20 protein-coding genes, 1 tRNA gene and 2 pseudogenes are annotated in these 20795 nt (G+C 30.9%); 4 read left to right on the top strand and 19 right to left on the bottom strand.

What is annotated here, in order from left to right; all coding sequences use genetic code 11:
- From BMX60_RS08355 to BMX60_RS08345, 3 genes are all read left to right on the top strand, one after another.
- The coding region (locus BMX60_RS08355) for an ATP-binding cassette domain-containing protein (RefSeq protein ID WP_143055916.1) at nt 1-376 on the top strand (376 nt) is incomplete at its 5' end.
- 67 nt (nt 377-443) lie between these two features.
- Nucleotides 444-520, top strand: a tRNA-Pro gene (locus tag BMX60_RS08350).
- A 264-nt stretch (nt 521-784) separates the two neighbouring features.
- Entirely contained in the window at nt 785-1696 is a 912-nt protein-coding gene (locus BMX60_RS08345; protein WP_091351043.1) for a cation diffusion facilitator family transporter, read from the top strand.
- 686 nt (nt 1697-2382) lie between these two features.
- Here BMX60_RS08345 and BMX60_RS08340 read toward each other — a convergent pair.
- The 18 genes and pseudogenes from BMX60_RS08340 to BMX60_RS08260 form a co-directional block, all read right to left on the bottom strand.
- Nucleotides 2383-2667: a hypothetical protein gene (locus BMX60_RS08340; protein ID WP_091351042.1), complete on the bottom strand. Its 285-nt coding sequence runs from the start codon at nt 2665-2667 to the stop codon at nt 2383-2385.
- Nucleotides 2668-2671: 4 nt separating this feature from the next.
- Entirely contained in the window at nt 2672-2995 is a 324-nt protein-coding gene (locus BMX60_RS08335) for a hypothetical protein (RefSeq protein WP_143055915.1), read from the bottom strand.
- Between the two features lie 205 nt (nt 2996-3200).
- Complete coding sequence (locus tag BMX60_RS12070) at nt 3201-4343, bottom strand: site-2 protease family protein (RefSeq protein ID WP_091351040.1); 1143 nt, start codon at nt 4341-4343, stop codon at nt 3201-3203.
- Between the two features lie 92 nt (nt 4344-4435).
- Nucleotides 4436-4624, bottom strand: a complete 189-nt coding sequence (locus tag BMX60_RS08325; RefSeq protein WP_091351039.1) for a hypothetical protein — start codon at nt 4622-4624, stop codon at nt 4436-4438.
- 154 nt (nt 4625-4778) lie between these two features.
- The gene (locus BMX60_RS08320; RefSeq protein WP_143055914.1) at nt 4779-5114 is read right to left on the bottom strand and encodes a hypothetical protein; all 336 of its coding nucleotides are present in this window, start codon (nt 5112-5114) and stop codon (nt 4779-4781) included.
- Between the two features lie 735 nt (nt 5115-5849).
- Entirely contained in the window at nt 5850-6134 is a 285-nt protein-coding gene (locus tag BMX60_RS08315) for a hypothetical protein (protein ID WP_091351037.1), read from the bottom strand.
- Nucleotides 6135-6142: 8 nt separating this feature from the next.
- Nucleotides 6143-6484: a hypothetical protein gene (locus BMX60_RS08310; protein WP_143055913.1), complete on the bottom strand. Its 342-nt coding sequence runs from the start codon at nt 6482-6484 to the stop codon at nt 6143-6145.
- Nucleotides 6485-6820: 336 nt separating this feature from the next.
- The gene (locus tag BMX60_RS08305) at nt 6821-7588 is read right to left on the bottom strand and encodes a M48 family metallopeptidase (RefSeq protein WP_091351035.1); all 768 of its coding nucleotides are present in this window, start codon (nt 7586-7588) and stop codon (nt 6821-6823) included.
- A 227-nt stretch (nt 7589-7815) separates the two neighbouring features.
- Nucleotides 7816-8109, bottom strand: a complete 294-nt coding sequence (locus BMX60_RS08300; protein WP_091351034.1) for a hypothetical protein — start codon at nt 8107-8109, stop codon at nt 7816-7818.
- A gap of 60 nt (nt 8110-8169) precedes the next feature.
- Nucleotides 8170-9447, bottom strand: coding sequence for an HlyD family secretion protein (locus tag BMX60_RS08295; RefSeq protein ID WP_091351033.1), 1278 nt, complete (start codon nt 9445-9447; stop codon nt 8170-8172).
- Nucleotides 9444-9911, bottom strand: coding sequence for an AraC family transcriptional regulator (locus tag BMX60_RS08290; protein WP_091351032.1), 468 nt, complete (start codon nt 9909-9911; stop codon nt 9444-9446). Before BMX60_RS08290 ends, BMX60_RS08295 begins: the two co-directional genes overlap by 4 nt.
- Nucleotides 9904-12102 carry a peptidase domain-containing ABC transporter gene (locus BMX60_RS08285; RefSeq protein ID WP_091351045.1) on the bottom strand — a complete coding sequence of 733 codons (2199 nt, stop codon included), beginning with the start codon at nt 12100-12102 and terminating at the stop codon, nt 9904-9906. Before BMX60_RS08285 ends, BMX60_RS08290 begins: the two co-directional genes overlap by 8 nt.
- A 157-nt stretch (nt 12103-12259) precedes the next feature.
- Nucleotides 12260-13831, bottom strand: coding sequence for a recombinase family protein (locus tag BMX60_RS08280; protein WP_091351031.1), 1572 nt, complete (start codon nt 13829-13831; stop codon nt 12260-12262).
- The gene (locus tag BMX60_RS08275; RefSeq protein WP_091351030.1) at nt 13812-15011 is read right to left on the bottom strand and encodes a recombinase family protein; all 1200 of its coding nucleotides are present in this window, start codon (nt 15009-15011) and stop codon (nt 13812-13814) included. Before BMX60_RS08275 ends, BMX60_RS08280 begins: the two co-directional genes overlap by 20 nt.
- Before the next feature lie 53 nt (nt 15012-15064).
- Entirely contained in the window at nt 15065-15220 is a 156-nt protein-coding gene (locus BMX60_RS11895; protein WP_143055912.1) for an SHOCT domain-containing protein, read from the bottom strand.
- An 11-nt stretch (nt 15221-15231) separates the two neighbouring features.
- Nucleotides 15232-15753 (bottom strand): SPOR domain-containing protein, encoded by a 522-nt coding sequence (locus BMX60_RS08270; RefSeq protein WP_091351029.1) that lies wholly within the window; start codon nt 15751-15753, stop codon nt 15232-15234.
- A gap of 125 nt (nt 15754-15878) precedes the next feature.
- A pseudogene (locus BMX60_RS12320) lies at nt 15879-16130 on the bottom strand (type II toxin-antitoxin system death-on-curing family toxin); the annotation flags it as partial.
- A gap of 101 nt (nt 16131-16231) precedes the next feature.
- Nucleotides 16232-16474 (bottom strand): type II toxin-antitoxin system Phd/YefM family antitoxin, encoded by a 243-nt coding sequence (locus BMX60_RS08260; protein WP_091351028.1) that lies wholly within the window; start codon nt 16472-16474, stop codon nt 16232-16234.
- Between the two features lie 218 nt (nt 16475-16692).
- On the opposite strand from BMX60_RS08260, the pseudogene BMX60_RS08255 reads away from it, so the two are divergent.
- Nucleotides 16693-16938: pseudogene (locus BMX60_RS08255) on the top strand (IS3 family transposase); the annotation flags it as partial.
- Nucleotides 16939-17090: 152 nt separating this feature from the next.
- On the opposite strand, the gene recD2 reads toward BMX60_RS08255, so the two are convergent.
- Nucleotides 17091-19217, bottom strand: coding sequence for an SF1B family DNA helicase RecD2 (gene recD2 / locus BMX60_RS08245; protein WP_091351026.1), 2127 nt, complete (start codon nt 19215-19217; stop codon nt 17091-17093).
- Nucleotides 19218-20795: the final 1578 nt, after the last annotated feature.

Here is a 20795-nt window from a genome sequence, read left to right as displayed (position 1 = left end):
GAGAAATAATCTAACCCTTTATAAAGATTATAGTGATGAAGAGATTAACTTAGCTATTCGAAGGTCAGGGCTTACCCAGTTTGTAGAAGAATTACCAAATAAATTGGATACAATAATTTACGACAATGGTAAGAATATATCTGGCGGTGAAAAAAGTAGAATAGCTATTGCCAGAAGTCTTCTTGCCAATAAAGATATCATCTTTTTAGACGAAGCATTTGCCAGTCTTGATGAAAAAGTAGCTAGAGAGATTGAGAAAACTTTATTAAGTTTAGAAAATATCACTGTAGTTAATGTAAGCCATGTACTTTTTGATGACACAAAAATATCCTATGATAAGGTAATTTCAATTGTTGGCGGGACTGTTCACTACTAAAATTAAAAAAACTATTGACATTTAAAGGGAAATAGTGTAATATAATTAATGTTCTAAGAAGGCGTGTCGGACTGTGGCGCAGCTTGGTAGCGCACTACGCTGGGGGTGTAGGGGTCGCAGGTTCAAATCCTGTCAGTCCGACCATCTAAAAACAAGTAATATGATACAACCCCAAAACCCTTGATTTCAAGGGCTTTTTTTGTTATGTGTTAAATTGTTTGCTTATTAGTATCGGACTGACAGGATTTGAGAACCCCCTTTTCATTAAGTGTTAAAATGAAAAGGAGGTTTTATTTGTGTTATAGATAAAACTTTTTATGGCATGTATAATGCTTTTACAAATTAACACATATCTTATTTCTAAAATATAACTTTTAAAATCAATAAATGAAAAAGGAGTAGAATAATATGACATGCAAACAACAAGATGACCAGAGATTATTATTGATCTCTACTATTACTGCAATTATGTTTGCGGTAACTGGTATTGTTTGGGGGTTAATCATTTCATCACAGATGATTTTATTTGATGGACTTTACTCTCTTATCAGTGTAGTATTATCCTTACTTTCCCTTTACTCAGTTTCATATATGAATAAAAAGGATTGGCATAAATACCCATTTGGGAAGGAAATGATTCAACCACTGGTAATTATAGTTAAATATTCTGTGATTTTGATATTGGTTTTAGCTTCACTAATCGCTGCTATTTTTTCTTTACTTACTGGCGGAAGAGAAACACTTTTAAGTTCTGCACTTGCATATACAATCTTCGCATCCTTTGTTTGTTATGCTATTTATTTTTGGTTAAAAAGAAAAGAAGCAAAGGGTACTTCAAGTCTTATAACAGCAGAAAAAAATCAATGGATGATGGATACGTATATTTCCTTTGGTGTTTTAGGTGGTTTTGCACTTGCAAAAGGGATGTCTCAAATAGACAGTCTTGTTAAATTTGTGCCATATGCCGATCCAACTATGGTAATCATAGCTTCAATTTTATGCATTAAACTCCCTTTTATAGCAATAAAAGATTCAATAAATCAACTTTTAGGAAAGAAGCCAGAACACCCATTAGTTGAACCGATACAAAACAAAGTAAAGGAAATCGAAAAAAAGTATCTAATTGAAGAATCGTATGTACGGATAGCAAAAGTAGGAGAACAGTTATGGATTGAAATAGATTTCGTTGTGACTAAGGATAGTTTAGTAAAGACAATTGATGACCAAGACCAGATTCGTGAAGAAATTGCTAGAGTTGTTAAAAATACACCACATTGGCTAACAGTTTCATTTACAGGTAATCGAAAATGGGCGATCTAAACTATTTGATTTAATATAAAAATGAGCCCGCTACTTGTTGCAAGTAAAAGGTAAATCTTAGGGATCTTCTTGTATCAATACTTTACAACTCTATTTCATTTCCCTGCTTTTACAGTAAAATTTCTCCCCATAAGAGTTTCTTCTTACGGGGAGAGTTTTTATACAACCTCAAAACCCTTGATTTCAAGGGCTTTTTTGTTATGTGTTAAGTTGTTTGCTTATTAGTTTCGGATTGACAGGATTTGAAGGTATTACTTAAGGATGGTGTAATTTTAGTAAAAAGTAAAATTTTGTCTAATTTAATATAGATCTACAGCATGGCTCGAGTTGATGGCATTGATGTCAGAAACTGATTTTTGCAACCGACGTATGGGGGAATAGGTCGATTACAAGGCAATAAACTACATTGCAATCGACCTGTTCTCTCAAGCTATATTAATTTTTCAACTGGTTTTAATCAATCTAAATTGATAAATAACTAAATACCAATATGAGGAAAAGAAAAAAAGCAATGCTTTTTAAGTCTGGAGCAAAAAGCATTAATGCAAAAGCTAAGGACGCAGCCATTCCCGTAATGTTGGAACTATCTATTTATACGTTTGTTTTCATACTTTGAAAATATATAACCAATAGTTCCGTTAGTTAATGCAATCATCAGTGCATTTATCACTGAAGCGCCTTAATTCTTATACATTTTTATGTTTACTATATAGCTTGTTTGATAAAAATACTAATAATATAAAATAAGCATATATTACAATAAAATCAAAAAAACTTTTTGCAATAATTACAATTATTATTATTGTTGGAAGCAAAGCAGCCGCGAAAAACTGAGCACCAAAATGGAAAGAAAAGTTTGTTTTTTTGTCCTTATCATTACTTCTTCTTTTCTTTTTTTCATAGTATAAGAACAATGAAAAAACTATATTTATTGCTACTAAAATTCCTAAGTTTAACAACACACTACCCATTTTACTATCCCCTCTCAGCCTTCACACCTGTAATGACTCCAAATAGTGATGTTATTGTTACTCTATATTTTCCGTGTCTAGAAAAATATATTTCCGCTTGCGACCCAGCCGATGCAAATTGTGAGGCCATGTACGCTTGGTAACCTGCTGTTACACCTGTAAACATTGCTAACGGAAGTCCTAATCCACTTGCGGCAGCACCCGCAGTAATCGTTGCACCATAGACTGAATTAAAACCGAAAGCCGCTGCTATTCCATAGAGTGACATATAACCTGTCCTGTTATAATATACTCTGGAAGACACTTTCCCACCATCCAAATACATCATCTCTTCTTGCTCAAGTTCAACGTAGTTGTTTACAAATAATATATTCTACAAAAGTAATAATTTTCCTTCTTTTCTCTTATATAATACAACCTCAAAACCCTTGATTTCAAGGTTTTTTTGTTATGTGTTAAATTGTCTGCTTATTAAGTTTCGGACTGACAGGATTTGAAAGTAGTCTTTTAAATTTATTATTCATATGTGTTAATTAGTGTCTCTTATTATGCTCACTATCTAGAATCATTCGATTAATCTTATATTCAATCATCCTATATTGTTTAAATTCATTAAAGATGGAATAATAAATATCTGGGGTACAATTTCTTCCAAAAAGATCTTCATCTCTTTCTCCAAGCAAATATTTTGTCCTACTTTGGTGATATTTAAGAACAGGATCCTTTTTATAAATATCAATCACAGGATCTTTTGATAAAATATCAAGATAGTTCAGTATCCTCTCATTGTTATTATTGAATATTTTTTCAATATAAATCAAGAGATGAATAATTACATGAATCTGTACACGATTATAGTAGTAATTAGATTTTTTAAATGCCAATATAAAAATATTGTTTAAATAATCATTAAAATAATTAGGAATTTTTCTCTTTTCTAGAATATATAAAGTAAGAGCAAGTTGTATTATATTTAAATCTAGAGTTTCACCACTTAAAATTTTCTCCTCTACATAATGTAAAAATTTAATTTTTAAGAAACTATTTGGATTGTTATCCAAGCGTGTATAGTTATAAAATATTGGTATAGCTTCATCTTTATTTCTTTTATACTTAATAAATTGATGAATATCCCCAGGTACTCCTCTTTTACCAATTGCAGAAAAAATAATTAAAATATTGGATATAATTATAAAAAAAGACAAAATTGTTATATCTCTTGTTATCAATGTTTTAATAATGGTTAAAATTAATACTATAGCACTAAAAAAAGGACCGGTAATGAGAACTAACCTCAAATCATCAACTAACTTATTATATCCTTCCTCGTCTTTCACATCTTTAAGCCCTGGTATAACAATTCCACCTCCAATAAATGGGGTTATACATTTAAGTTTTAGCTTATTACTATTAATTATTGCAAAAGGTCCTATAATAACTACTTTAATTTCATAACCTTTAATCAGAAATACTAATAGATGTCCAATTTCATGGATAAATACACAAATAAAATAAATAACAACAAATTTTAAAAAATTAATCAAAATTATTGTAACAGGCACTCTACCACTTATATACAAAAGTAAAAAAAAGAAGAAAAAAGATAGGCAGAAAGTTAATAGAATGGTTAAAATTGCATCTTTATCTGCGTCAAAATCAAAATTTTTATCCTGCAACTTAAACACTTCCCTTTTTCGTTCAAAAAGTTATTTTTTATATATTAGTTGTATCAAAATTAAAAATAAAAATTATTTTTAGATCGAAAAAATTATTTTTTAAAATATTGAATAGCCCAATATACTAGAAAAATGGTTATTGGTACAAAAGTAATAAACCTATCTAATAAAATTGGTATTTTTACCTCAGGTAAAATAAACTTATTAGCCAGTCTAAAAAATATCACATAAGCTATTGCTATAATAATTGCTCCAATAGGAGTTAATTCCTTTATATTCATAAAATCAAATAGCCTCCTTAATATTTAAATTATAACTAAGTTTTAGTAATATTATTGTATAGTTAAATACCACCCTTGATACTGTAAAGTCAATTAAGTTTTAGAGAGTGGTATTTAACTGGTTAATTAACTATTAAACTATAATACAACTATTTTAAATTATTAAAGTGTAGTCTGGAATAAGCCTCCCACTAATTATTGGAACAGTTATACCATTTCCTCTAAGCAATGCTCCTGTTATCCTCTGAGCAATGTAACCACCAATATAAACGCTTGCGCCAGAAAAAGCTGCCCAACCAATTACTGACAGCCATGACCCTGTTCCTGCTGAAGCAGCTGCAAAAGCTAATGCAACTTTCCCTCCGTTTAATACCAAATATTTAGTTATAGCAGCTGCTGTTATAGATCCACCTAATGCTGCAGCTAAACCTGTTAAAAAATCATTTGAAAAATGTACTGAAAAAGTACCCCCCGCCTCCAAATACATCATCTCTTCTTGCTCAAGTTCAACGTAGTTGTTTGGTAATAATATATTCTACAAAAGTAATAATTTTCCTTCTTTTTTCTTATATAATACAACCTCAAAACCCTTGATTTCAAGGGCTTTTTTTGTTATGTGTTAAATTGTTTGCTTATTGATTTCGGACTGACAGGATTTGAGAACCCCCTTTTCATTAAGTGTTAAAGTGAGTAGATACAATTTAAGTGCTAAAGGTTTATGGGCCAATTTAGCTTCTTCTCATCCTGATCCTGATGACAGAATTGCAAAACTACAAGAACTAAAATAAATTGCATTAAAAAATTTCTCCCCATAAGAGTTTCTTCTTACGGGGAGAGTTTTTATACAACCTCAAAACCCTTGATTTCAAGGGCTTTTTTGGTTATGTGTTAAATTGTTTGCTTATTAGTTTCGGACTAACAGGATTTGAAGGTGTTACTTAAGGATGGTGTAATTTTAGTAAAAAGTAAAATTTTGTCTAATTTATTGATATAGATCCAACTGCATTACTTTACACAGCTCTTCTTTGAAATAGGCTAGAAGTTCAATCTTATGATTCAAATTTATGCTACAAATTAAAATATCAACCGTTTATTACTGGAAAAGCATTTTATAAAACATTCCATAATCCTTTGCCAATACAGTAAACAGTACAAATAAGGTAGCAAGTATTTGACCATTACTACCTGCTACCTAACTATTGACAAAGTACTGTAATTAAAATATTTACCACTTAAATTCACTAGGATTTTCTAAATAATATCTAATCTCATTTTTATATTCTACTAATTTATAATAATAGGAAGTCCAGAAAAACCCCACTACAACTAATAACGGTCCTGAAATAAGAGCAGATGTTAGTGTTCTTTCTGAATTTTCCATAATATCAAGTAGTAAATGTCCATAGGGTGCTGAACAAACTATTGTAGCCATAATTGGATCAAATAAACTAGGTTTATACGCTTTTTCTATCTGACGAATCGCTTCATCTTTTTCTATTATCTTTTTCAAGCTATCACCTACCCAAAAAGATATCCATTATTCGGATTTTGATCAACCCTATCAATAGCCAAAGCTATCATGTTTCCTATTGAATACCCTGTTATACTTCCTAAAACACTTATAGCAGCAGTAAACACTCTTCCAGCCGTTGAACCAAATAACCTAATAATTTCACTCCTGAGTTTTCTTGTTAAAACTTGACCGGCATTACTTTGAAGAAGATTACGTAAAGCAGCACCAGTTTTTATTGATTTACCTAGACTACATAATGCTATTGATACATCTAAAATAACAGAAACAGTAGTAACTGAGTTCCACCACCCATTACGAAAATTAAATCCCCCCTCCAAATACATCATCTCTTCTTGCTCAAGTTCAACGTAGTTGTTTACAAATAATAATATTCCACAAAAGTAATAATTTTCCTGATTTTTCCCTTTATTTAATACAACCTTAAAACCCTTGATTTCAAGGGCTTTTTTTGTTTGCTTATTAAGTTTTTATAAGGGACTGAAACGGTTGCCAAATTCACCTACAATTTTCTCTCTTTGTGTTACCAGCCTACCTAGGACTGACAGGATTTGAAAGAGGTCTTTTTATTTGGTGTAGGATTATATGGGGATTTTACCAAATTAGATTGTAAAGGGAATAGTAAAAACTTGAAATTTGTCGAATGTAATGACATAGATCCAAGATCATTTAATCTCATTTTCTTTAAAATATTTTATTATTTTTTCTTTTCTTTTTTCTAAAGATGGATGGGTTGATATTACTTTTCTACTATACGGATGAATTTTCTCTAACATATTTATATAAACATTGTAATCACCCATTTTTTTTGCACCATAAATATCAGCATTAATTTCTTGTCTTTTATAAAAAGTAAATATAAACACAACACAAACTATTGATATAATAACAAAAAGAATATAATATAAATTTGATTCTAATATGTTGATTATATACAGAAAAAAACTCAATAAAAATAGGTATGTACTAACTAAGAAAGAACCTTTAATTAAATCTTTATTTATAACATGATATATTTCATGATACAATATAGCCATAACATCTTTTTTTGATAACTTCTCTAATAAATCCTCACTTATAAATATATATATATCCTTGTTCTTGAATATCCTAGCATTGTAATAATCCAATTTATTAATATAAATATATAAATTATTATATTTTACTTTAGACTCTCTTAAATTTGCATTTATAATACTTAATATTTCACTATCATTAAATTTGTATATACCCTTCGAAAACATAATCGATTTAGGCATTATAAAATGCCCCAAATAAATACATATATTGAGGGTAATTATACTTAAAAAAGAAGCATATATGTTGTAATTTTTAAAACTCCAAACTAATGCAACTATACATGCTATTGAAACTAAAAGTATAGTAATTGACTGAAAATATGTTATTATTTTTAAATATCTTTTGTCCTTCAATATTAACACCTCTAAAATATCAAATAATTTTGTTTTTTACCAACAAACGTATTAAACAATAAAATTACTTATAGTTTATATTCTCTAATAAATTCCAATTATAAATCTGAACACAATTATTACTCGTTATTTGTCCCAAATTATATCTTTTCAAAATTTAGGAATATAACTGAGAGCATTTTTATATAATTTCTCAGTTATATTCCTTTATCTAATAAGATTTTATATTACCAATTTCCAGATATTCCTCTACCTATTGCATAACCTCCTACTGCACCTGAAACAACTACTATGCCAATAATTGCCCAGCCTACTGGACCACAAGCTGCAGCTGCAGTTACTGACATAGACATTATAGTTGTACCGCCCAAAGCCTTCGCTCCTCCTACACCAAGTGAAATAATGCCTGCCCCTACTATAGTACCTTCAACTGCACTTTTGAACCGATCTCCCCCCTCCAAATACATCATCTCTTCTTGCTCAAGTTCAACGTAGTTGTTTGGTAATACTAATGTACTCATTAAACATACCTCCTAATATTTTTTTATATATTAAGGTGCGCGCTACCTTAATAACACAATTCAGTTCCTGAAGTTAAGTAACTTCATTATCCATTGAAAATAAGTTTCCTTTTCATACACTATCCTTGCCTCTACTGGCATAGATTTTAGTATTTCAACTGTACTGTTATCTCTACTTGTAAGTTTATTATCATCTATTGCTATTAAAGATCTATATAATATTAAATTACCTCCACTGGTTTCTTGAGTTATTGTCCCTATATCTATATGTACCAATTTGCCTTTTAATGTGCCATATTTATAAATATTTACACCACTAACAGCTATATCTACCTGGTTTCCTATATTAATCTTGGTTCTATCTTGAGCATTTATATATGCTTCTACTATAAGATTTTCTCGGTCGCTTGATGAGATTTCTGCAATCATCTGATTTTGTTGTATTGACATTCCTTTCTTTATTGGTATTAAATAGTGAACAATTCCATCATCATTTGCTTTAATCTCAAATATTTTATCTTGTCCTTTTGCCAGTTCTAAATTACCCTTTAGTTCTATCAATTTCCCTTCTATTGTATTTTGGACTTGTCCAAGTTCACTTATTAACTGATAATAAATTTGTTTTGATTGGGAGTAGTTGTTTAAATTATCTAATTGTATTTGTATTTGCTGAATTTCTTCTCGCTTTGCTTCTAACTGTGTTTTCTTTGTTTCCAAATTGCTTTCTATTTCTAATTTTTCCTCATTTAGATTTTCTTTACTTGTAAAGTTATCTAACTTTTCTTTCAATTCTTCTTTTCCTTTACTTAATTTTTCATATTCTCTTCTTTTTTCTTCTAATTCTTTGTTTAGTCTTTCTTTTTCTGCTTTTTCTTTACTGATACTATCCAAATAGTATTGAACTTTTCCATAATATTCTAGTTCTATTCCTTCTTTTTTCAATAAGTTCTTTTTTTCTACTAAAGACTTTTTATATCTATCCAATACTTCTAGTTGTTTTTTAAGATTATCAATTTGTTCTAAAATAGCTTCTTTTTGGATTCCTTCTAGTCCAGTTGTTATTGTAAAGAGAACTTCCCCTCTTTTTACCTTTTCCCCCGAGGTTTTATTTATGGTTTGTATTACTCCACTTGTTTTTGCTGATATATATTGGTTATCTGTTGTTGTTACAACACCTTGGGCCTTTACTATGTAAGGTTTATTTATTTTAGTTGATGAATAAATGGCTGTTATTAGTATAAAAGATATAAATATTATAAAGATTTTTAAGAATTTAGGGGGCTGTTTATCAAAAAAGATCCTTGAGGTCCTTAACTCTTCTTTTTTATACAGTCTCATACTATTACCACTGGTTTGAAGATATCTACCACTATATTATCTTCTGTTTCTGATACAAATACATTATAGGTAACTCCATTACTTTCTATATCATTTTCATAAAAATATATATCTAATTTTGAATAAGCATATTGTAAGTACTGGGGTTTATCTGAAAACCTTAGATAGATACAATGACTACATTCTAATTGTTTTTCTACTTTAAATTGTTTTTTGTATTGCAAATAGTTATGAGCTTGAATCATTAAATCATAATTAGTTGATATAGTTCCATCTTCATGGATATTAGTACCATAGCTTTTTGTTATTAGAGGTCCAAAGGTTTGAACTTTTAATACTTTTAAGGTGTTTAAAAATTTATTTATTTCATTATTTAAATCCTCCATGTTTATTCCTTTTAGTTCTTTAATAAGCACATTTTTTAAGACCAGCTTTTTATTTTCTTTTATTTCTAATTTACTCATAGGTGACCTCCTCTAGCTGTGTGTTTTCTTTTTGTTTTTCTTTAGAAGGTGTTTTTGTAATTATTTGTGCTTTTGCTAAACTTGCATATTTACCGTTTAACTCCATTAACTCTTCGTGAGTTCCTTGTTCTACTATTTTACCTTTTTCTATAAGGCAGATTAAATCACAGTTTATTATTGTAGATAATCTATGGGCTATTATAATAGTTGTTTTATCTTTAATTTTTTTAAAGATAAAATTTTGTACTTGTTTTTCACTAAAGGAGTCTAAGTTTGAAGTTGCTTCATCAAAAATTAGGATTTGGCTATCTGAAAGTAACGCTCTAGCTATTGCTAATCTTTGTTTTTCTCCTCCTGATAAGTTTCCTCCTTCTTCTTCTATGTATGAATTATATCTGTTTGGTAATTTTTCAATAAAGTCAGATGCTCCTGCTTTTTTACATGCTTCCATTATTTCTTCTAATGTTGCATTTGGATTACCTACTTTTAGATTTTCTATAATGGTTCCTGTAAAAAGTTGTATGTTTTGTGGAATATAAGCTATTTTTTGCCTTAAAAAGTTGTGGTCAATATCTGATAATGAATAGCCTGCTATAGTTATTTCTCCTTCTTTTGGGGTGATAAATTTTAATAATAGTTTTGCTAAGGTACTTTTTCCTGCTCCACTTTCACCTACTATAGCTATTTTTTTGCCTTGGGGTATGGATAAGCTAAAGTCTTTTATTACTGGAGGTCTTGAGCCATAAGCAAAGGTTACATTTCTAAATTCTATATCTCCATTTAGATCTACATCCTTTATTTTATCATCTGTTTCGGAATCTTCCCTTTCTAAGCCCATTAGTTCACTTAACCTATTCATCGCAACTTGAGCTTCTTGAAATGTTATTTGTAACCCTACTAGATTTTGTACTGGTTCTATAAAAAATTGGCTTAGTGTTTGAAATACCAACAAATCTCCTATTGTCATTTTACCATCAATTATGTACAAAGCTCCAATTCCTAGTAAAAATATATTTCCTAAAGAGTTTATAAAAGTAGAGATAAATCCTTGTACGTTTTGTAAGACCCCTTCTTTATGCCTTATCTGCAAAAGGGTGACAAATCTTTTTTCAAGCTTGTCCATTTGTTCTTTCTCGTCATTTTGTGATTTTACGGTATCTATGTTTTTTATTGACTCTATTAATTGGGAGTTAAGTGTCGCTCCTGCTTCCATTTGTTCATAATTTATTTTCCGATAAGGTTTTTTAAATATGTAAATTAATATTACATTTATCAGTAACATTATTGCTAAAATTATAAAAAGCCTTGAATTTAAGTACCACAATATTATACTACTTATTACTGCTAAAGTAACATCTAGTACTAATGATATGGCTACTGATGTAAAAATATTTTTTATTGTCATTGCATCTTGAAATCTTGTTATTATATCTCCTGTTTTTCTTGTACCGAAAAAACTGTAAGGTAAGTGAATTATGTGATTGTAGTATCCTAAAAGTACAGGTATATCAATTTTCCTCGATAAATACAATAAAATATGTTGTCTGAAAGATGATATTAAATTCTGTATCAATGATACTATACCAAATATTATCAAAAACATATATAAGCTTCTTTTGAGTCCATAGGGTATTATTTCATCCATAATGATTTTTGAGAAAAAACTAGATATGATTCCAAAGATTGTTAATAATATCGATGCTAGTATGATAGTTATTAAAAGGCTCTTTTGGGGTAGTATCAAGGATACAAATAAATTGAACATTCCTTTATTTTTTAGTTTAATTGTTTCAAATTCACTTGTCGGTATTGCAAATATCATTATTCCTGTAAATATTTTATCAAATTCTTCTCTTGTAAAAGTTTTTATTCCTTGTGCAGGATCAGCTACAATTATTTTATCTTTTCTAGTTACTTTATGGATTACAATAAAATGATTTAACCCCTCTTTAGTAATAACTTGTGCTATTGCTGGATAGGTCAATTCTTTTGTTATTTCTTCCGTTGTTGTTCTGACAGCTTTTACATTAAATTTAAGTTTTTCTAACCCTTCTACTATTCCTTTTACTGTTGTACCATATGCATCGGTACCTATTATTTCCCTAATTTTCATAAGTGTGGTCTCTTGTTTATATGATAATAATATTGTTGAAACCACTGCCGCAGCACAGTCTGATGCATCATGCTGCATAACACATGGCCATTTTTTTAATAACAATTTTTTAAGCACCACCCTTTAATTACCTTATTATTAGTCTTATTACATTTTAGGTAAATTTAGTAATTTTTCATAAAAAAATAATATAACAACTTTTTAAAATTGTCAATAATTTTTCTGAATTTTTTATTTAAAATTGATTATTTTCTACTACCACACCATTTTTAAATATCACCCTAACTCCATCGCTTACTTCAATTAAATCCACTGTACTTAGCCATAATTCTTCATCAAAGGAAGTCAGCAGTTTTTCCCTATCCTTTAATATCCCGATAAATTCCTTAAGCCTATCTACCTTTATTTTATTCTCAAATATTTTTTCTTCTATTTCTTCTAATTTCCCTTTAACCTTTTTATATTCTTCAACTAACTGGGTATATTTTTGTTGGTACTTTCTTTGATCCAATGCTTTCTTAGCATTTGTTTCTACCATATCCCTAATTTTTTCCGTTAGTCTTTCTAATTCTTCCTCTAGTCTTTTCTTCTCTAAACCAAGTTTATCTGTATCTGTTAAGGTTTCAATTATCCTTTGGTAATCTTTTACCACTTCTTCTTTCTTTTCTATTAAGTTGTTAAATACCTCAATAAAGATTTCTTTAATCTCTTCTTCATATAGGTGGGTGGTGGTACAGTTGTTTTCATATTTGTGGTTACACTGCCAAATAATCCTCCGGTATTTATTATTAGAGTGCCATACTTTAGGGCCAAAAAAAGCTTTACATTGACCACAGATTATTTTACCGGAAAAAATGGATGCTGCTTTGTATCTTTTTAACCCTTCCCTTTTTTTGAACTCTTGCTGTGCTAAATCAAATATCCTAGGCTCTATTATAGGAGGGTGGCTGTTTTCTACATAGTACATTGGAACTTCCCCTTCGTTTACCTTTTTCTTTTTGGTGAGAAAATCCACTGTAAAGGTCTTTTGTAGAAGGGCATCTCCTTTGTATTTTTCGTTTTTTAGGATACTTTTTACTGTAGTATCTTGCCACTTTTTCTTACCACCCGGTGAAGGAATGTTAGCCTTTTCTAAATACTTTACTATTCCCCTAATTGTCCTGCCTTCTAAAAAGAGTTTGTAAATTAACCTCACTATCTTTGCTTCCTCTTCTACTATTTTAGGGCGACCATCTTCTCCCTTTTCATAGCCTAAAAATCTCCTATATGGAACCCTTACTTTACCGTCTGCAAATTGTTTTCTAGTTCCCCAGGTTACGTTTTCCGATATCGACCGGCTTTCTTCTTGGGCAAGGCTAGACATTATAGTTATCAATAGCTCTCCTTTGGTGTCTAAGGTGTAGATGTTTTCTTTCTCAAAGTATACTTCTACACCTTTTTCCTTGAGTTTTCTTACTGTCGTTAGGGTATCCACTGTATTTCTAGCAAACCTTGACACTGATTTGGTGATTATCATATCTATTTTACCATCAAGGGCATCTTCTATCATTTTGTTAAATCCATCCCTTTTTTTAGTATTAGTTGCCGATATCCCTTCATCGGTATAAATCCCTGCAAACTCCCAGTTGGGGTTAGATTGGATGTGTTTTGTATAGTATTCTACTTGGGCTTCATAGCTGGATAGTTGTTCTTCTGAGTCGGTGGAAACCCTAGCATAGGCTACTACCCTTTTTTTCTCCTTTTGGGGTAGTTCTCTTTGTATTTTAGTTATTGTAGCTGGGATTATTTTAACTGCTTTTGCTGACATCTTTTAGCCTCCTTTCACCGTTTTTATATATAAATAATAAAGTGTTGTCACCTTTAACTATAATTTTTTCTATGTCCTTTAGGTTTTCTTCTAATAGTATATCTTCCGGTACTTGTTTTGCTGGACATTCTTTCTTACCTTTAGAGTTGTATGTGGAACAAATCCAGATAACCCTTTGGTATTTTGTTCCTATGTTATTTATTTTCCTCCGATAGTTTTTGCCACATAGTCCACATTGGATAAGGCCTGTTAAGGGGTATTTTGATGGTTTTTGTTTGGGCTGATATCTTTTTGCCCTTTTTTCTAACTCCTTTTGTACTTTGTCGAAGGTTTCTTTGTCGATTATTTTGGGATGGTTTTCTGAAACTATGTATGTAGGAAGTTGGCCTCTGTTTTTCTTTTTCTTTTTGGTTAGGTTATCTGAAACATATGTTTTTTGTAGTTTTAACTGACCGGTGTATTTTTCATTTCTTAAAATGCCGGCTATGCTGTTTGGACTCCATTTATTACCCCGTTTAGTCTTTATTCCTTCTTCGTTTAACCTTTGGGCTATTTTTTCTTTACCCATCCCTGCTAAAAAGTCTTGGAAGATCCTTTGGACTATCTTTGCTTCATTTTGATTTATTTCTAACTTATCACCTATTAAGTCATAACCTAAGATTTGGCCACCGTTTAGTTTCCCTTCAGAAAAGTTTTTCCTTATCCGCCATTTACAGTTTTCACTTACTGACCTACTTTCTTCTTGAGCAAAAGAAGCGAGGATAGTTAGCATTAGCTCACCATCCCCGCTCATTGTATGGATATTTTCTTTTTCAAAGTATACATCTACATTTAAGCTTTTTAGTTCCCTAACTATTTCTAAAAGTTCTACTGTGTTTCGCATAAATCTAGATACTGATTTGGTGATTATAAGGTCGATTTTGCCTTTCCTTGCATCTGTTAATAGCCTTTGAAATTCTGGTCTGTTGCTATTTGTTCCAGTTATCCCTTCATCGGCATATACTCCTACGTATTCCCAGTTACTATGGCTTTGGATAAAACTACTGTAATAGCTAATTTGGGCTGAAAGGGAGTGGAGCATTTCCTCTTTTCCACTTGATACCCTGGCATAGGCAGCTACCCTTTTCTTTTGGATTGTTTTTTCAGGGATTTTCCTTTCTATTTTTTTGATAGTGAACATGTAAACTCCTCCTTTCAGCACCCATATTAACTCTCTTTTCGATACAATTCAAGTTATAATCTGCCTAGTAAGGGGTTATATTTTTCTATAAATATCTCCTTTATTTTTTCATAGTCTTCTATATTAATAATACCCTTTTCCAACATCTCCTTAGCTATGGCCATTGATACCCTGTAATTTTTCTCCCTTTGAAATTCTTCCTCTGTCATAAGCCTTCCCCCTATTTTTTAATAATAGCTTCAAAGCCTACTTTTTTAAGTTTTTCTACCATAGCTTTGGCATTTTCTTTTTCCCTAAAGGCACCGACTTGGACAAAGTATAGCTGTTCTTCCTTTTTTATAGGTTCTAAAATATCTTTATCTACCCATGTCATAATTCCTGGGGATTCTTGAAAAGTCCTTTTGTGGATTTTCTTTCCTAAAAGAACAGCTTCTTTTCCACCTCTTAAAACAGGTTTTCCTCTAGATTGGGTTTGGGTTATTAAATGATAGGTATCCTTTACCCAGCTTGGAATTAACGGCCCTTTGGGATAATATGTTTCAGCTCCATCTTTTATTTTCACTATATCTCCAAAGTTAAAGGTTGGTTTGGTTTTTTCTAGCCTTTTTCTCACTTGGCTTCTGAAGGTATCCATACTTTCCCCGTGTTTCGGGAACCAGTGCATTGGATCTGCTTTAAATATGCCCATAAATCCTATTACACTGGAAAGCTTCTTTTCATTTAACCGACAGATTTCCGCCAAATTTTCAACTCCTTTGGGTATGAAAAAAAGCACCCGGGTATCAGATGCTTTTCCTAATTTTTATATTTTACTCTTAGCTCCATGAAGAGTTTTTTGATGATACTCTTTTAGCTATGGTCGAGGATTCAGTTCAAAAGATCAGTATCAGTTATAGACCCTTCAGTCAAACCCAACCCCAACTGAATCAATTCATCGTCAGTAGCAATAACCTCAATTCCATTCAGCTCAAGAAATGTAATCATTGCCAATAGGCCTATCCGTTTATTGCCATCGACAAAAGGATGATTCCTAATAAGGTAGTACCCCAGTTTAGCAGCTTTCATTTGAACTGTTTTATACAGCTCTTCCCCGGCAAAAGTCAAAAATGGTGCATTTAATGCTGACTCTAATCAACCTTCATCTCTAAGACCATCGCTTCCACCGGTTTCTCTAATAAGAAAACTGTGCATATGGATTACTTGACTTTTTGTAAGTCTTCTCATTTTGCCAGTTCCTCGAAGGCTTTCATATGTTTCGACAGAATTTTCCTAGCCACTTCATGAACTTCTTCATCTTTGGCAGTTTCAACCTTAGTTAATTGACTATACTCTATTAACACATAGCGAGGTGCATTGTTTTTCAAAATAATTGCCGCTCCTCTCTCATCAACCATCCTGGCCACTTTAGAAAAGTTTTGATTCGCTTCTGAGATTGACACTAAATTGTTAATATCTATTTTCATTTCCTCTCACTCCCTTCTATTTACATTATACCCCTTTTTTTAGGTTAAATTCAACCTATTTTTTAGTAAAGTAGATGAGAGTTTCTCTTTATAGAACTTCGTCTATATATGTTCTTTCTTGTTCTAGTTTTCTTCTTTAAAGTATGTTGCTCCATACTCTTCTGTTGCTATCGCCATCCCAGTAGCATTTTTAACCTGGAAAAAACTAAAAATGAAAATGGGTTGGAGATATAACCTATATTCCCACCGGTGAAGGATGGCTTTATTTAGAATCATTCCTTGCAACATTAAAGAAAGATTTAATTCATAGAAGGCGATTTAAAACCCGAGAAGAAGCTAAAATAACCATAATTAATTATATAGAAACCTGGTATAACTGTAGTCATAGTAGCTTAGATTATATATCCCCTATAGAATATGAAAAGTACCATAGTAAAGGTAAGGAATTAGTTGCCAAAATATAGTTTTAAGGCACAATTATATAAACATTGGCTTCTTAAAGCTATTAAATGGTCAATATATCTAATATAAGAAGAAACTACAAAATAAAATTCTAATAAAAATGTAAAATCTTTAGGAAAAAGAAGGTATTCTAAGAAAGGAAGAGAAAAAACTTTTATCCGTGTCCAGTTAGTGTATAGCACTCCAAACCTCCTGCTAACTTTGTATTTCTCTCTTTCACATCATTATTATTCACAGCTTCTTTTATAATCCCTACTTCACCAACTAAAATTACCACCCTTTTCGCCCTGGTTATTCCTGTATATATTAAATTCCGCTGAAGCATTACTTGGTGGCTAAATGTTATTGGCATAACTACTATTTTGTATTCCGAACCTTGGGCCTTGTGTATGGTGGTGGCATATGCTAGCACTATATCATCTAGTTCCATAAACTCATACTCTACTTCCCTACCATCAAAATTAACTTTTAGCTTGTTTTCTTCTTTATCTATATAGGAAATGTAACCTATGTCTCCGTTAAATACTTCTTTGTCATAGTTATTTCTAATTTGCATCACTTTATCATTTAATCTATACTCAACTGCACCTTTTTTAATAAATATCGGGGTTTTATTTAATGCTTCTTGAAGTAGTATGTTTAAATTTAAAACACCGGTTTCTGTTTTCTGCATTGGTGTTAGTACTTGGATGTCTTTTATAGGATCTACTTTATAAAATGCTGGTAATCTTTTAGAACATAACTTTATAATCACATCAACTGTATCTTCTTTTGCTTCTATAAAGAAAAAGTTCGATGTTTTACCACCCTTGAGGTCTGGATACAGGCCTTTATTTATTCTATGGGCATTTGTTATTATTTTACTTCCCATTGCTTGTCTAAAAATTTTTTCCAACTTCACTACCGGCACTACCCCTGAATTTATAATATCCAATAACACATTTCCTGGCCCTACAGATGGTAATTGATCAACATCACCGACTATTATAACTATCATGTGATCTGGTACAGCTTTTAATAAATTATACATTAATATAATGTCTATCATTGAGGCTTCATCTATTATTAGAACATCTCCTTCTAGTTGGTTTACTTCATTTTTCTTATATCCATCCGGTGGTTTATATTCTAATAGTCTATGGATGGTTTTTGCTTCCATTCCAGTTGCTTCATTCATTCTCTTAGCTGCTCTTCCTGTTGGTGCTGTTAACAGTATTTTCATCCCTGCTTCTTGATATAGTTTTATTATTCCTTTGATGGTAGTTGTTTTACCAGTCCCTGGCCCTCCTGTAATTACCATAAATTTATTTTTCATGGCCATTTCAATTGCTTGTTTTTGGATTTCATCGTAGGTGATTTCTTCGTTTCTAAATTCTTTAATTTGTACTTTTTTCAGTGGTTTTCCTTTCATTATTTCATGGATTCTTTTCGCAGTCCCTCTTTCACTAAAATAAAATGGTGGTAAATAGTAAATTTCATCTTCTTTGATAATTTCATTTATATGAATAAGATGGCTTAATGTCATAACTATTTTAGGTTCTTCTATTTCTAACAGCTCCACTGCTTTTTTAAGCAATTGTTCAAAACTAGCATAGCAGTGGCCTTCTCCCGATAAATAATTTTGAATATAAAAAATGCCACTGCGACATCTAACATATGATTCTTTATCTATTCCAAGTTTTTCTGCTATTATATCTGCTGTTTTAAATCCTATCCCATAAACATCATCAGCTAATTTATATGGATTTTCTTTTATTACATTTATACTTTCATTACCATAAACTTTATATATTCTACTGCCATATGAAGATGAAATGCCACAAGATTGTAAAAACATCATTAGATTTTTTATCTCTTTTTGTTCAGTCCATGCCTTTTTAATTATTTCTACCCTTTTTCTTCCTATCCCTGGAACTTCAATTAATAAATCAGGTGTTTCTTCTATTATTTTTAATGTTTCTTCTTTAAAATGATTTACTATCTTTTTTGCATAAATAGGGCCAATCCCTTTTATCAGTCCACTACCTAGATATTTTTCTATACCGTAAATTGTAGCTGGAAGTTTTTCCGTCCACTCTCTTACTTCAAATTGTTTTCCGAACTTTGGATTATAGCACCAGTTACCTTTGACTTCTAGAACTGTTCCAACACAAACTGATGCTAAATTGCCTACAAGAGTAATGAGTTCTTTATAGCCCTTAGATCTTATTTTAATAACACCATATCCAATTTCTTCATTAATATATGTAATTCTTTCTACTATTCCCGATAATCTTTCCATAACATTTTCCTCTTTTTAAGATTTTCTTTCAAAATAATAATTCGATAAATAAGAGTTAAATCCTGCAAATAAAAAAAGGTTTCTATTTTGGAGTGATGTCCAATTTAGAAACCTTTTCTTCTATGTCGATTCTTGTATAAAAATATGTATTTCCCAAAAAATCATATTAAAAAAAGAGAGGTATTTTTCCTCTCTATCATTTTAACCCTTATAGGTAGGCTGGTAACTTGGACATCTTGGAACTGTATTATGATTATTACAAGTTTCAATCCCTTATAGGTAGGCTGGTAACTCAACTATAATTTTATTTTCTGAGCTATCTTTCCAAGTTTCAATCCCTTATAGGTAGGCTGGTAACCCATTAGACGTCTTTATTTTACTGCATTTTTAGATTTTTGTCAATAATCAATTTTCCAACATTATACAAACTGAAACCGGGTATATAAATCCCAAAACACCTGGTATTAAAGGATTTTTCGTCTTTTTTTCTTTGTCGTCGACCTCCAGGGATTTTTGTGCTATTGGTGATCGACGACGGTTAATTCAATATATTTACTCTCTGTTGGATCATACCAATGTGGTGATTATTTTAACAACACCGTATCCAGTTTCTTCATTAATATATGTTATTAATATATGTTATTCTTTCTACTATTCCCGATAATCTTTCCATAGCATTTTCCTCTTTTTAAGATTTTCTTTCAAATAATAATTCGATAAGTAAAGGTTAAATCCTGCAAATAAAAAAAGGTTTCTTCATTGGAGTGATGTCCAATTTAGAAACCTTTTCTTCTATGTCGATTCTTGTATAAAAATATGTACTTCCCAAAAAATCATATTAAAAAAGAGAGGTCTATTCCCTCTCTATCATTTTAACCCTTATAGGTAGGCTGGTAAAGGGCTTTTAAAAAACCAAAAACTTTCTGTATTTCTTGTTTCAATCTCTTATAAGTAGGATGGTAACCCAAAAAATAATCAAAGAGGTGAGTATAATTCGCAAAAAAGACTACTGCTAAGAATGGCAAGCGTTGGAATATAATAAATAAAAAAATAATTTACTTAAGGTTGTTGAAAAAAATCATTAATATTACATCCTGTTCTAAAAATTTTAGATTCAAGATACAAGAAACCTAGCACCAGAGTGTATATGAGAGTGTGTGAAGATACTAGGTTTTTACAGTAACGATGAAGATATACTTTTTCAGCAGATTGAAATAGTTTTTCTTTCCCGGGAGTATAAATAATTTAGTGTAATTGGATTTTTTATTTACTTGATCAACTAGGAGAATTAAAGCTTACTTAAAATATTTTCCCTTTACTTGGGTATAATATTCATGGCTCTTACTTACTAAGAGGGTAAGGCAATACTGGAGAGTAACCTGAGCGCTTAGTAAGGTTCTGCCGAGGATAGAGGATATACCCTCTATCTTTATTATATCTATCCTTGGGAGAATTTAAGCGATAAACTCCTGGGCGAAGCCCAGCACTAAACACTTAATTCTGGGTCAATTCTATCTTCGAAATAAATCATAAATTGAGAGATACATCCTTTCCAGATTTTAAGTGGCTGAGTCCATT

The sequence above is a fragment of the Anaerobranca gottschalkii DSM 13577 genome, from assembly GCF_900111575.1.
GTDB classification, from domain to species: Bacteria; Bacillota; Proteinivoracia; order Proteinivoracales; family Proteinivoracaceae; genus Anaerobranca; species Anaerobranca gottschalkii.
This window is presented reverse-complemented; position numbering and strand designations above follow the sequence as displayed.